Source organism: Cupriavidus sp. FW305-F7 (assembly GCF_058782875.1).
Map to the genome: position 1 here is coordinate 1 of NZ_JBYSYC010000090.1, position 13,286 is coordinate 13,286.

Genomic DNA, 13,286 nt, shown 5'->3' on the forward strand with positions numbered 1-13,286 from the left:
ATTCGCGATCACGGGCGAGATGACACCCCCTTGGGGTGTACCCGCCCGCGACTCGAACAGGGTTCCCTCATCGATATATCCGGCCTGAAGCCACTTGCGCAGAACCCCCTTATCCATCGGTATGTTCTCCAGGAACCAGGAATGACTGAAGTTGTCGAAACATCCTCGGATGTCACCCTCTAGAATCCATTCTGGCGAGGCACGCTTGGCCAGAACTTTGAAGCACTGTTCGATGGCGTCGGCGGTCGAGCGTTTGGGCCGAAAGCCGTAGGAATTGACGTCTGCCAGGGTTTCCGCGACGGGTTCCAGAGCGAGCTTCCATAAAGCCTGCATCGCCCGGCACCGCATGCATGGAATTCCCAGCGGACGCTTCTTGCCGTTACTCTTGGGAATGTAAACCCGCCGCAGCGGCATCGCACGATAGCCGCGATGACGTAGCGACACCATTCCGTTCCATCTGACCGCCGGGGACGGCCATATCCTGCCATCCACCCCCGGCGTCCTCTTACCGCGATTTTCCGTCACACGCTTCACGGCCCACATCTTGCCGCTATGCGAGCGGGTCAGCAGACGTTGCAAGGCTTTCACCTTGCCATACCGGCCTTCCCGAGTTGCCTTGGCGATACGCACCTGAAGTCGTTTCACTTCTGCCTCGATCTGCGACCAGTTCGCCTGATCCCACATCTGCGCAGCGCGCGAGGGCGCACCAGCCCCGGGCGCTTTCGCGTCGGATGCCGTCATCTGCTTTCCCCCGTATAACGATTGGTCAAAGTTATCTCGCCATGAATGACCGCGCGGAAGTCTGCCCACTTTCGTGTCGGGCAATGTTGCAGCCCGTATCCTGGCCATTACAGCCGGGCGTTCGCTTTCTCCGCATTCCTTTACCCACAGCACCAACAGCGTTCCTTACGGTTCACCTGCCGTTGCCGGCAGTACTATGGGCTTACCCTGTTCCGCATGAATCTCCGAGCGGGGCGGACCCTTCCTCTTCGCCGGCGGCTGGTTGTCCATGGTGGCCCAGTCTTTAAGGACCACTCCTCACCGCATACCGTTTTGGTTCAAGCCTGTCAGCACGTTTGGCTTGTCAAAGATCACGACGTTTATCGGAAGTTCACATATGTTGGTCGTACCCACTCATCCCTTGCTCCTCTCCGCCTTCGTGCTGGCAGATTCCGCTTCGCCTCGCGGCTGGGCGTACCGGTTATCCGGCGGCTACGTTGTCCCCAGAGCTTCACACCGAGCTGTTACCGGCTCCGCATGTCTGGGTAGGGAACGGTTGATGGAACAACCGGTTTCGTCAGGTCATACCTTCTCCTGTGAAACAGAAATTCAGACGACTTGCAGGTCGCACGAAGACATTCTTCGCGATATCCACCTCGACCGTCGTACGCTTCATTTCGAACTCTCCGGTGAAGAAATCAATGATCTTCCTCATTTTGGCCACATCGATGCCGTCGGAATGTGAGGAATCGCTCATTTTGCGACCCATAACTGGGTAGGTGGGGGCGTTCATACCATTTGTCGATAAGGAATAGCAGTGGCTCGAGCCGTGCACCATTCGGTCCCTGAACGATTGTCCGCATCGGGATCACCATGAGGCTCACTTTGGCATGATATGAACGTAAATTGTCATTCGTGCCACTAGTCCGTTCAACCCGCGCTCCCTATCCTGTGATCCGTGGATCGCGGCCCGACAGGGGAGCAGAGTCCGCCAGAAACTTCAACTTACAGAGAGAGAAAGTGAGAGACAAGCTACTGATGCTCCGCCTCGATATTACTCAAACCTCGGACCCAGTCAGCTAACGGACATGGACCGCTATGACAAAAAAATCCTTGCCATCCTGCAGGAAGACGCCACTGTCTCCGTAACGGAAATTGGGGACCGCGTCGGCCTGACCTCGACGCCCTGCTGGCGCCGCATCCAAAAGCTGGAAGAGGCCGGCATCATTCGCAAACGGATTGCATTGCTGGACGCAGACTCGTTGAATGCCGGTGTCACAGTCTTTGTCTCAGTGCGTACCAGCCACCACAACCTGAAATGGATCAAGCTGTTCCATGGATTGGTGGCATCGATCCCGGAGGTGACCGAGTTTTACCGGATGGCCGGCGACACCGATTACCTGCTGCGCGTGGTAGTACCGGATATCGCGGCCTATGATCGCGTTTATAAGAAGCTGATCCAAGGGGCGGAGCTTGCCGATGTTAGCTCCAGCTTTGCGATGGAACAGATCAAGTACACAACTGCGCTACCATTGGATTACGCGTAAGCGGGCACGGGTCATCCTGGACTGGCGAAGAAACCTACTATCTCCCGCGTATGGGTGGCTCGGTTGGATGGACACCCCGGGCCACCATAAAGGAGCGCAATGGAACTGGGATCCGCCATTGGCCGGAATCAATGCAGCGCAGATGTACTGAAATGCCGTCTGTAGTATCCGGGACTTGTTCCGAGCCGGATCCGGAAGTGATTGCGCAACGTGGCGGCGGCGCCGAACCCCACTTGCACCGCGATGTCATCCACGGACGAATCGGTCTCTTCGAGCAACACCCTCGCTCGGCTTAAACGCTCTATCAGCAACCACTCGCCAGGCGGCATACCCATCATACTGACAAAGTGCCGCTGGAACGTGCGGGCACTCATTGCGGCTTGCCTTGCCATCCTGGCAATCGGCCAGTCTTCGTCCAATGTTGCGCACCGCGTCCACTAGGGGGGCCAACGAAGCATTGCTGCGCTTCGAGACCGGCTCGGCAATGTACTGGGCTTGGCCGCCTTCACGGTGTGGCGGCATGACAAGTCGGCGTGCGACCTGATTGGCCGCCCAAAGTCCCGGCGGATCAGATGCAGGCACAGATCGATTCCCGCTGCACTTCCGGCAGACGTCAGGACAAGCTCGGCCGAACACGTCGCAAAGCGATACCACGCTTTTCCCATTTCCGGTCTGGGCAAACCGAACACTTCAACGGCGCAGCCGTATTCAAAGAGGCTCAGGCCGTCGTAGACGACGACTGCGACAAGTCCCCCATTGGCGCCCGATTGCGATTCGTTCCTTGGCACGATGCAGATAGAGATAGGTATTGATGCCATCTCGCCGGATTTTGCACCATCTGCCTCGCGCCTCGCAAGCGTCGAAACGTGTCAGTTTGACAGCGCCGGTAGCATGTCTGTCTGCTCGCAGGTGCTGTGGACACCATGCGGCGCACGGGCAAACCAGTCCGCCCCTGTTCTGGTGCTTGGCGCCGGACGGGAGCCGGTCGACAGCGTGGAGGTTTGCATGTACGGTCAAAATGAGATTCATCGAGTCGCCCGACCACCGTCGATATCTATCGTCGCAATATGGCGTAGCGCGCTCAACTTACTGACCGCTGCACAACTTGAAGTTCACAACTGAGCGGCGGATGCGCGCGGCGTGCTGCGCCCGAACCGATGCAGCGCAGGGCGCGGGTTCCGACAGTTGGAGATGCCGAATAAAATATTGTGTATGTCTTGCGAGCTCTATCGCTGTGCCGATGACTTTTTTTCGCGAAACTCCATGTGCTTAAAGAAATGGTCTTCACCCCGCGCTTGAGCCGACGAGCGGCGACACCTGCGGCGCATCGAAGGCACGAACCTCCGGCGGTTCTCCGTTGGACCACGGCGCGATCTCGACCAGAGCGGAATGCGCGCTGGATCCCTGGGCCAAGCTGGAGGTGCCGCGGTCCATCGTCAGGACGTTGGGATTGCCGTGGCGCTCGAGCGAGCTGTCGTTCGCATCGAACCAAGCGCCGGTGGGCATTACCACGACGCCGCGCATCAGCGCATCGTCCAGACGTGCACCGGCCAGGCATGCCCCTCGCTCATTGAACACGCGCACGATATCGTTCTGCACAATGCCGCGCTCTGCCGCGTCCATCGGATGCATATGGATCGCCTGCCGGCCTCCAACCTTCATAGACATGGAGTGGCTGCCCGCGTCCAGCTGGGAGTGCAGCTTGTCAGCCGGCTGGGACGTGATGAGGTGCAAAGGCCAGCGCCGGGCCGCGGCATCGCCAAGCCATTCGGCGGGCGGCAGCCAGGACGGATGCGGAGGGCAATCCTGATAACCGAATTCGCTGATGCGCCGGGAGTATAGCTCGATCTTGCCGCTGGGTGTACTCAGGGGACGCCCCTGTGGATCGGCACGGAAATCCGAGAACAGCACGAAAGGCGTGCCCGGCTCCGGCAAGCCGGTCCACCCCTCCTCCCAGAACTGTTCAAACGGCGGCGCTTCGAAGCCTGCCCGGGCCCAGCGTTCCACCATACTGTCGTAGATATGGCGAATCCACGCGAACTCGTCGCGGCCTTCGGTGAACGCGGGCTCGCAGCCGGCGCGCAGTGCCAGGTCACGATAGATGTCGAAGTCGTTGCGGCTGCCGTACTGCGGCGGCAGCGCCTGATGCATCGCCAGCACGTACCGGTCTCTTGACGAGCCCCCGATGTCGTTGCGCTCCAGCGTCGTGGTGGCCGGCAGAACAATGTCCGCGCGCCGAGCGGTGGGCGTCCACCAGCTGTCGTGCACCACGATCGTCTCCGGCACCTGCCAGGCGCGCACGAGCCGGTTCAGGTCCTGATGGTGGTGAAACGGGTTGCCGCCGGCCCAGTACACCATGCGGATATCCGGATAGATGCCTTCACGGCCGTTGAAGTCGTAGCGCCACCCCGGGTTCAGCAGCATGTCCGAAATACGCGCGACGGGGATCGTGCTGCGCGCAGGATTGGCACCCGCGCCCATTTCCGGTGCCGCAACGTCGGGCCGAGGCGTCCCGGCGCCGTTGATGGAGCCATGCCCGAACGCGAAGCCGCCACCCGGCAGGCCGATCTGGCCGAGCATCGACGCCAGGGCGATGCTGGCCCAGTATGGCTGTTCGCCGTGGTGCGCGCGCTGCAACGACCACGTGCAATTCAACATCGTGCGCTGCCGGGCGGCTTCCGTGGCCAGTTCGATGATGGTCTCGGCCGGCACTGCGCAGATCGATTCCGCCCAGCGGGCGTCCTTGGCCTGGCCGTCGTCGCGGCCCAGCAGATAGGCCGCGAACGCGTCAAAGCCCTCGCAATGGCTCGAAAGAAAATCCGCGGCGTGCAGGCCGCGCGTCAACAGCGTGTGCGCGATGCCCAGCATCAGCGCAGTGTCGGTGTTGGGCCGGATAGGCACCCATCGGGCCTGCAGGCCGTCGGGTATGTCAGCGCGCGTTGGGCTGACTACAACGAATTTCACTCCCGAGCACTTTGCACGTTCTATCCACTCTTGCGAGCTGTGCGCACCCGCGCCGCCGGAAGTGATCTGCGTATTGCGCAAGGGCAGGCCACCAAAGGCGATGAACAGGTCCGTGTGTTCAAGAATGCTGCGCCAGTCGGTTACTCTTCCCGTGACTGGCTTGTAGGTGCCGATCACATGGGGCAGCAGGAACTGCGCGGCGCCCCAACTGTAGTTGCCTGCCTGCGTGGTGCACCCCCCGCCTGCGAACAAGAAGCGGTGCGTCAGCGTGCGGGCATGATGCAGGCGCCCGGCGGAGGACCATCCGTAGGATCCGCCAAAGATGGATGCATCGCCATGGTCGGCGCGCACCCGTGCCAGCTCGCCGGCCACCAGGTCCAGCGCGGTGTCCCAATCCACCTCGACGAACTCATCGTTGCCCCGCTCGCTGCGCTCCGCGTTCTCGCGGTTGCGCAGCCAGCCGCGCCGCACCGAAGGCCGGCGGATGCGCAGGGGCGAATGCACCATGCCCGGCATGGATTGCAGGATCGGTGAAGGTGCGCTGTCGCAGGGAAACGGCTCGCACGCGACGAGCTTTCCGCCTTCTACGACGGCCGTATATGCACCCCAGTGCGAAAGCGTGGGAAAGCGGCTGCGAGTATCGGCTGCAGCAAGCTTCGTTGTCATGTTGGTCTCCTCCACCGAAATACAGGCGCCCGCTACGGGCGGCGCAAGCACCCAATGTTGGGCGGGCCGTGCGAGCATTTTTTTCTCTTTTGCACGGGATACTCCAGCGGAAAGAGATGAATTTTCTCCGGACGCATCCCTAAGCTGATTGACATTCCAGCGGCGATCACAACACGAAAGCCGCACCGCTCAGCAACGGAGATTCGATGAAAGAAAGCACTCAGTTAGTATGCGCCGGCCGCCATCCGGAGCGTTTCGGCGGGGTCGTCAACACGCCGATCTTCAGGGCATCGACCATTCTTGCCGGGTCGATGGCCGAATGGGAGGAAATGAAGCGCGCCCGCGCCGCGGAAGAGCCTGGCGCGACGACCTACGGCCGCTACGGCACGCCCACGACCCACGCGCTGGAAGAAGCCGTTGCCGCGCTGGAAGGCGGACACCGGTCGCTGGTGTTTCCGTCTGGCCTCGCGGCGATCAGCACCGCGCTGACGGCGCTGCTGTCCGCCGGTGACCACGTGCTGATCACTGACAGCGCCTATTCGCCAACACGCGCCTTCCTGGAGCGCGTCCTGAAGCGGTTCGGCGTCGAAGTCGAGACCTACGATCCCGTCGGCAGCACGCCGATCGAGTCATTGCTGCGACTCAACACGCGTGTCGTATACGTCGAATCACCAGGGTCGGAGACGTTTGAGATTCAAGACATAGCGACCATCTCGGCCGCCGCACATCGACATGGCGCCGTCGTGGTCATGGACAACACGTGGGGAACGCCGCTCTTCTTCAAGCCTTTCGCCCACGGCGTCGACGTTTCGATCCAGGCCGCCACCAAGTACATCGTCGGTCACTCCGATGCCATGCTCGGCGTGGTCACGTGCAATCGGGATACTTGGCCGCTGATCAAGCAGACCACGCAGGACATGGGACAGACCGCGGGCCCGGACGACGTCTACCTGGCACTGCGGGGCTTGCGCACGATGGCGGTGCGGCTCCAGCGCCACTGGGAATCCGGCCTGCGCGTCGCCCGATGGCTGGAGCGCCAGCCGCAGGTCGAGGCAGTGCTGCATCCCGCACTGCCATCCCATCCCGGCCACGTGCTGTGGAAGCGCGACTTCACCGGTGCCTGCGGCCTGTTTTCCGTAGTGCTGCGCACGAACTCGAAAGCATCGCTTGCCGCCTTCATCGATGCACTGGAGCACTTTGGCCTGGGGGTTTCCTGGGGCGGCTATGAAAGCCTCGCCATCCCGTTCACCCCGGGAAAGAACTGCACCGGCGCGCGCTGGCCGTATCAAGGGCAGGCCGTGCGCCTGCATGTGGGTCTCGAAGACCCGCAAGACCTCATCGACGATCTGCAGCGCGGCCTGATGGCGCTGTCCGCGCATGAATCCAGCCTGGAGGCATTGCAGGACGTCCAGGCCGACCAGGCTTGTCCGACCTGAACGACAACGCAGCCTAAAGCCGGGTTTTCCCGGCACTTTCCCCCCCTACACCAATCCACGACGGAGACAGACATGAGCAAGATGAAGATTGAAGGATCCTTTGTTGCCCTGATCACCCCCTTTGCCAAGGACGGCAGCCCGGACTTCGGCGCCTTTCGCGAACTGCTGGATTTCCAGGAACGCCACGGCACCTCGGCGGTGCTGATCATGGGATCCACGGGCGAGGTCTCGATGCTCTCGCAAAAAGAGCGCGAGGCCATCATCGTGGAAACCGCGAAAATGAAGACCGGCAAGATGAAGCTGTTCTATGGCTGCACCGGCAACAACACCCAAACCACCAAGTACTATCTGCGCTTTGCCAGAGCCAACGGCGCGGATGGCGCCATCATCGCCGCGCCCGCCTACATCTGCGCGCCGGAAGCCGATATCGAAAGCTACTTCCTGGAAGTGGCCGACGAGACCGACCTGCCCCTCGGCATCTACAACAACCCGCCGCGTGTGAAGACCGACCTGCATTGGGACAGCCTGCTGCGCATCTTCAAGCATCCCAACTATGTCGTCCACAAGGAGTCGACGACGCGCGTGGGACAGGTAGCGCAAGTGCTGCGCGGCGCGCCGGATGTCTCCGTGATGTGCTGCGACTCGCCCAACCTTGGCCTGGTCGTTCCAACCATGAGCCTGGGCGGCCATGGCACCGCGAACATGACCGGCAATATCGCCCCGGCGGAGCTGACGCAGATCTCCCGTCCCTGGACATCCCCCGACACCGCGGCCAGCTTCCACCAGGCCTACCTGCAGAACCTGCAGTTGCTGCACTACGCCTACTCGGCCATCAACCCGGTGGCGATCAAGTCGCTGATGAAGGCGGTGGGCCTGCCTTCGGGCGAACTGCGCAAGCCGCTCACCGGCCTGGAAGGCGAGCCCCTGCTGCGCGGCCTGCGCGTCATCAAGGAGCTCGAACTCGACCGGAAGTACGGCTGGTCGTCGCCGATGCTCAAAGCCGTTTGAACCGAACCGGGAGCGATCAATGGACCTCGGCATTGCAGGGCGCCATGCACTCGTCTTCGGCGGGAGCAAGGGCATGGGGCGCGCTTGCGCGCACCAACTGGCGGCGGAAGGCGTGAAGGTATTCATCGCCGCCCGCACGGAGAGCACGCTGGCCGCGGCGGCAGCGGAAATCGGCGCCGCGACGGGCGGTGATGTCCGCTACGTGGTAGCGGATATCACCACGGACGAGGGGCGCGCCGCCGCGCTGGCGGCATGCCCTGCCCCCGACATCCTGGTCAACAACGCGGATGGTGCCCCGCCCGGTGATTTTCGCCAGTGGACACCGGCAGACTGGCACGCTGCGATCGATGCCATGATGATCGGGCCGATCGACATGATCCGGCGCACCGTGGACGGCATGATCGAACGCCGCTTCGGCCGCATTGTGAATATCGTCTCGCGCAGCGTGAAGACGCCGCAGCTGGAACTGGGCCTGTCCAATGGCGCGCGCTCTGGCCTCGTCGGCTTCGTCGCAGGGCTTGCGCGCCAGACGGTTCGCCACAACGTCACGATCAACAACCTGCTCCCGGGCGTGTTCGCGACCGATGCCCAGCGCCACCACATCGAAGGCATGCTGGAATCGACCGGCAAGAGCTTCGAGCAACTCTGGAACGAACGCGGCGCCGACAACCCGGCTGGCCGCTATGGCCGGCCGGAAGAGCTCGGCGCACTCTGCGCCTTCATCTGCTCCGGGCACGCGAGCTATATCTGCGGTCAGAACATCCTGATCGACGGTGCAGCTTACCCCGGCACCTTCTGAGCCACCAGCTTCACCGAAGCCATTCCAAGGCAGCGCCGCCCGCCGCGCCCCACGTCATCGCGCGCGATGGCGCTGCCTTCCCTTGTCCAGCAAGTTACGTTGATCCGGCCATGCAACCACGCCCCCTCACCCAGATCCGTTCCCGCCCCATGCCCGTCGCACGCATGGGCATCTTCCTCCTGTCCGTCCTGACATCCGCGGGCGTCGCAAAAGCGGAATCCAGGCCTGACAGCGCCTACCCCGTTCGTACGATCACCATCATCGTGCCGCATGCGCCTGGCGGCTCGGTGGACGGCCTTGCGCGCGTGTTCGCGATGAAGCTCGGCCAGGAGCTGAAGCAGACCGTCATTGTCGACAACCGGCCGGGCGCATCGGGCCTTGTCGGGGCCGGCATCGTCGCCCGCGCGCCGGCTGATGGCTACACCCTCTACATCAACGCCTCGATCCACAACATTAATCCGATGCTCTATCGGAAGACCATCAAGTTCGATGCGGTCAAGGATTTCACGGCGGTCAGCATGCTCGCGCAAGGCGCGCTGATCTTTAGCGTGAATCCGCAGGTGCCGGCGAACTCGCCGCAGGCACTGGCGCGCGCCGTGAAAGCCAACCCCAAGCAGTACAACTTCGCGACCAGCGGCAACGGCTCCGCCGGCCACCTGGCCCTGTCCCAGTTCATGTATGACAGCGGCATCGCGGACCTGCAGGTGCCCATTGCCCTGTACAAGGGCGGCGGTCCGGCGCTGACCGACCTCATGAGCGGCCAGGCCCAGGGGATGATGGATCCCATGCTCTCGTCGCTGCCCGGCGTCAAGGCCGGCAAGCTGCGCGCGATCGCGGTGACCGGGCGCACGCGCAGCCCGTTGTTGCCGGACGTCCCGACCATGCAGGAAGCGGGATTCAAGAACTTCGAGTTCTATTCCTGGTATGGCCTGTGGGCACCGGCCAGGCTGCCCGATGGGATCAGGAAGAAGCTCGACAGCGCCTCGGCGAGGATCATGTCGTCGCCGGACATCAAGGATCGCCTCAACGGACTGGGATTCGAGAGCGCCTACAAGGATGGCGTCGCATTCGAGCAATATATCGACAGCGAAACCAGGCGCTATCGCGCGATCATCGATCGTGCACACATCACCGCCGACTGAATCCTTGGAACGGGGCAGCAGACATGCGCGTACTAGTGCTTGGCGCCGGCGTCGCCGGCATATCCGCCGCCTACCACCTGTGGCGCGACGGCCATGAGGTGACCGTGCTGGAGCGGCAAGCGGGCCCGGGGATGGGTTCGAGCTTCGGCAACGCGGGGGGCCTTTGCCCCGGCTTTGCCGGACCGTGGGCGTCGCCGGGCATGCCGTACAAGGTGCTGCGCATGGCCCTGCAAAAACATGCGCCGGTGCGCTTTTCGATGATGCCGGATGCCGAGCGCCTGCGCTGGCTCGCCAAATGGCTCAAGGAATGCAATGCGGAGCGCTTTGGCATCAATAAGGCACGCATGCAGCGCATGGCACACTACAGCATGCGCTGCATGCAGGCCTTGCGTGACGAAGTGCCGGAGCTCAACTTCGGCTTTCACTGCGACGGCACGCTGCAACTGCTCGAAACCGACCAGGAAGTCGAACTGGCACAGCTGGCCACGCGCACACTCAGCCAGTTCCAGGTGCCATGGCGAATGATGGGGCGCGACGAAGCCATGGCCCTCGAACCATCGCTGCGGGCGTCTGCCGCCGCATGGCAAGGCGCACTGCATCTGCCGGACGATGCATCAGGCGACAGCGCAAAGTTCTGCGCCGGCCTTGCCAGCTATCTTGCCCGTCGCGGCGTGTCGTTTCAGTACGGCGCTTCGGCAACCCGCCTCGTCCATGCGCACGGCCGCCTTCGCAGCGTCGAGATCACGCATGACGGGCGGACGGATCAGCGCCAGGCCGATGCCTGCGTGGTGGCGCTCGGCTGCCAGGCGCCCGCGCTACTCGCTACTGCAGGCCTGCGAATCCCGATCTATCCGCTCAAGGGCTATTCGATCACGATCCCCATTGCCGACACCGGGGCTGCACCGCGCATGGCGATCATGGACGAGCACAACAAGATCATGCTGACCCGCCTGGGCGACAAGTTGCGCGTCGCGGGAATGGCCGAGTTCGTCGGATACGACCTGTCAGTGCGCCGGGTCCGCACGGAACTGCTGTCGACACTGACGCGACGGCTCTTTCCACGCGGGCTCGACTATGCCGCGGCCACGTCGTGGGCCGGCCTTCGTCCGATGACGCCGGACGGGCCGCCCATCCTCGGCGCGACACCGCTGCAGGGGCTCTACCTGAATGCTGGCCACGGCTCCAATGGCTGGACACAGGCGTGCGGCACCGGCCGGCTTGTTGCCGACGCGGTCTCCGGCAGGCCGCCGGAGATCGACATGGACGGACTGACCGTGGAGCGCTTCGGCATGCACCGCGCCGGACGCGCGCCGGCTCGCGTGGCCTGATCCATTGACTTGCACGGCCGCCGCTGCTGGCGGCCCCGTTCGCGCCGAGTGCCATCGACGCAGATGGCAGCGCCTGCGTGACACGCACGGCAACCCGCTGAACCGCCATAGCCGCATCACCACTATCGCCGAATCGCCCGTGCCCGGGCGGTGGCGCGCGCTGCCCTGCGCGGGCAGCAACTCGAACATACCTACGGAGGAGAACGATGAAAACATCAGGAAAGTGCGCCATCGCGGCGTCAATGGGGTGCCTGCTCGCCGCGACGGCACAGGCGCAGTCGAGCGTCACGCTATACGGCGTCATGGATGCCGGCGTGGAGTATGTCAGCCATGCCGGCACGAATGGCTCGGGGTCCGCATACCGGGTCACCTCCGGAAACACCGCGGCATCGCGGTGGGGCATGCGGGGCAAGGAGGCACTGGGCGCGGACATGAGCGCGATCTTTGTGCTGGAGAGCGGCTTCCTGACGGACACCGGCATGGCCGGATTTGGCGGCCGCCTGTTCGGCCGGCAGGCATTCGTCGGTATCGCGGGGCCGTGGGGCCAGGTCACGCTCGGGCGCCAGAACAATATCCTGTTCGATTTCTTCATCCCCTTCGACGCGAACCGCTATGCGCCGTACTCCGTGCTTGCCCACGATGCGCAGTTCGCGGGGCGGGCCGACAATGCCATCAAGTACACGGGCAACTTCGGCGAACTGACCGTCAGCGGGCTGTACAGCGCCGGCTATGACTCGACCATCGGCAACGGCGGCGAAGTCCCCGGCGCGCCACGCGTCGGCCAGGAGATCGGCGCCGGCGCCTCGTACACCGTCGGCAAGTTCGGACTGGCCATTGCCTATGACCAGCGCCGCGGCACATCCACGGCCACGGCGGGCAACATTGAGCGCCGCTACGCGGCGGGACTTCTCTACACCAGCGGCCCCTTCACGGCCGAGGCCGGATACCGGCTCCTGCAGAACGGACTGGGCGCGCCCGCTAGCCGCTCCCATCTCTACTGGCTGGGCGGTGCTTACGCGGTAAGACCGGCACTGACGCTGCGCGCCGGCATCTACCGGACGGATAACCGTGTCTCGGCCGACGACGCCATCAGCTACGTGCTGCAGGCGGCGTACAACCTGTCGAAGCGTACGGAGCTTTATGTCAACGCGTCCTACATGGACAACGCGGGCCGCTCGACGCTGGGCGTGGCGAGTGCGACCAAGGTCGCGCCAGGCGTGGGACAGACCGGCCTGGCAGCCGGCATGAAGCATATTTTCTAGTCCCACACGTGGGGCGCGGCAGGTATCCCCGGCCGCCCGCCACCCACATCGATCATCATCCAAGGAGGCAGAGATGTACATAGGTATCCCGCGCGAGACGCGGGCCGGCGAGACCCGCGTCGCCGGCACCCCCGAGACTGTCAGGAAGTACGTCGCGCAGGGCCACAAGGTCGTGGTGCAGGCGGGTGCAGGCGTACGAGCCTGTCAGCCCGACAGTGCCTATGAGGCCGTCGGCGCGACCATCGGCACAGCCGCCGAGGCGCTTGGCGCCGACCTGGTGCTCAAGGTGCGCGCGCCCGAGATCACCGAGCTGGCGCACATGAAGCCGGGCGCCGTACTGGTCGGCATGCTCAATCCCTTCGACGCCGAGAACAACGCGCGCATGTCCGCCGCGAACATCACCGCCTTTGCCCT

10 protein-coding genes and 2 pseudogenes are annotated in these 13,286 nt (G+C 63.4%); 8 read left to right on the plus strand and 4 right to left on the minus strand.

Features of this window, described 5'->3' with window-relative positions; all coding sequences use genetic code 11:
- The coding region (locus AC3WL8_RS38945; protein ID WP_492380170.1) for a reverse transcriptase N-terminal domain-containing protein at positions 1 to 741 on the minus strand (741 nt) is incomplete at its 3' end.
- A 556-nt stretch (positions 742 to 1,297) separates the two neighbouring features.
- A complete protein-coding gene (locus AC3WL8_RS38950; RefSeq protein WP_492380171.1) occupies positions 1,298 to 1,513 on the minus strand; it encodes a hypothetical protein in 216 nt (71 codons plus the stop codon).
- A 295-nt stretch (positions 1,514 to 1,808) separates the two neighbouring features.
- On the opposite strand from AC3WL8_RS38950, the gene AC3WL8_RS38955 reads away from it, so the two are divergent.
- A complete protein-coding gene (locus AC3WL8_RS38955; RefSeq protein ID WP_492380172.1) occupies positions 1,809 to 2,267 on the plus strand; it encodes an Lrp/AsnC family transcriptional regulator in 459 nt (152 codons plus the stop codon).
- A gap of 128 nt (positions 2,268 to 2,395) precedes the next feature.
- On the opposite strand, the pseudogene AC3WL8_RS38960 reads toward AC3WL8_RS38955, so the two are convergent.
- Positions 2,396 to 3,085: pseudogene (locus AC3WL8_RS38960) on the minus strand (helix-turn-helix domain-containing protein).
- A gap of 466 nt (positions 3,086 to 3,551) precedes the next feature.
- A complete protein-coding gene (locus tag AC3WL8_RS38965; RefSeq protein WP_492380173.1) occupies positions 3,552 to 5,897 on the minus strand; it encodes a molybdopterin guanine dinucleotide-containing S/N-oxide reductase in 2,346 nt (781 codons plus the stop codon).
- Positions 5,898 to 6,103: 206 nt separating this feature from the next.
- Here AC3WL8_RS38965 and metC point away from each other — a divergent pair, with 206 nt between their 5' ends.
- From metC to AC3WL8_RS39000, 7 genes and pseudogenes are all read left to right on the plus strand, one after another.
- The gene (metC, locus tag AC3WL8_RS38970) at positions 6,104 to 7,333 is read left to right on the plus strand and encodes a cystathionine beta-lyase (RefSeq protein WP_492380174.1); all 1,230 of its coding nucleotides are present in this window, start codon (positions 6,104 to 6,106) and stop codon (positions 7,331 to 7,333) included.
- A gap of 72 nt (positions 7,334 to 7,405) precedes the next feature.
- Positions 7,406 to 8,341, plus strand: coding sequence for a 4-hydroxy-tetrahydrodipicolinate synthase family protein (locus AC3WL8_RS38975; protein WP_492380175.1), 936 nt, complete (start codon positions 7,406 to 7,408; stop codon positions 8,339 to 8,341).
- A gap of 19 nt (positions 8,342 to 8,360) precedes the next feature.
- Positions 8,361 to 9,140 (plus strand): SDR family NAD(P)-dependent oxidoreductase, encoded by a 780-nt coding sequence (locus AC3WL8_RS38980; RefSeq protein ID WP_035817066.1) that lies wholly within the window; start codon positions 8,361 to 8,363, stop codon positions 9,138 to 9,140.
- A gap of 110 nt (positions 9,141 to 9,250) precedes the next feature.
- The gene (locus AC3WL8_RS38985; protein ID WP_492380176.1) at positions 9,251 to 10,282 is read left to right on the plus strand and encodes a Bug family tripartite tricarboxylate transporter substrate binding protein; all 1,032 of its coding nucleotides are present in this window, start codon (positions 9,251 to 9,253) and stop codon (positions 10,280 to 10,282) included.
- Positions 10,283 to 10,305: 23 nt separating this feature from the next.
- Positions 10,306 to 11,610 carry a D-amino acid dehydrogenase gene (locus AC3WL8_RS38990; RefSeq protein WP_492380177.1) on the plus strand — a complete coding sequence of 435 codons (1,305 nt, stop codon included), beginning with the start codon at positions 10,306 to 10,308 and terminating at the stop codon, positions 11,608 to 11,610.
- A gap of 206 nt (positions 11,611 to 11,816) precedes the next feature.
- Entirely contained in the window at positions 11,817 to 12,872 is a 1,056-nt protein-coding gene (locus tag AC3WL8_RS38995) for a porin (protein ID WP_492380178.1), read from the plus strand.
- Between the two features lie 73 nt (positions 12,873 to 12,945).
- A pseudogene (locus AC3WL8_RS39000) lies at positions 12,946 to 13,286 on the plus strand (NAD(P)(+) transhydrogenase (Re/Si-specific) subunit alpha); the annotation flags it as partial.

What these genes read in the sequence shown, in the direction of transcription:
- AC3WL8_RS38950 (WP_492380171.1), bottom strand. Translation starts at nt 1,513, where the DNA reads ATGAACGCCCCCACCTACCCAGTTATGGGTCGCAAAATGAGCGATTCC.
- AC3WL8_RS38955 (WP_492380172.1), top strand. Translation starts at nt 1,809, where the DNA reads ATGGACCGCTATGACAAAAAAATCCTTGCCATCCTGCAGGAAGACGCC.
- AC3WL8_RS38965 (WP_492380173.1), bottom strand. Translation starts at nt 5,897, where the DNA reads ATGACAACGAAGCTTGCTGCAGCCGATACTCGCAGCCGCTTTCCCACG.
- metC (WP_492380174.1), top strand. Translation starts at nt 6,104, where the DNA reads ATGAAAGAAAGCACTCAGTTAGTATGCGCCGGCCGCCATCCGGAGCGT.
- AC3WL8_RS38975 (WP_492380175.1), top strand. Translation starts at nt 7,406, where the DNA reads ATGAGCAAGATGAAGATTGAAGGATCCTTTGTTGCCCTGATCACCCCC.
- AC3WL8_RS38980 (WP_035817066.1), top strand. Translation starts at nt 8,361, where the DNA reads ATGGACCTCGGCATTGCAGGGCGCCATGCACTCGTCTTCGGCGGGAGC.
- AC3WL8_RS38985 (WP_492380176.1), top strand. Translation starts at nt 9,251, where the DNA reads ATGCAACCACGCCCCCTCACCCAGATCCGTTCCCGCCCCATGCCCGTC.
- AC3WL8_RS38990 (WP_492380177.1), top strand. Translation starts at nt 10,306, where the DNA reads ATGCGCGTACTAGTGCTTGGCGCCGGCGTCGCCGGCATATCCGCCGCC.
- AC3WL8_RS38995 (WP_492380178.1), top strand. Translation starts at nt 11,817, where the DNA reads ATGAAAACATCAGGAAAGTGCGCCATCGCGGCGTCAATGGGGTGCCTG.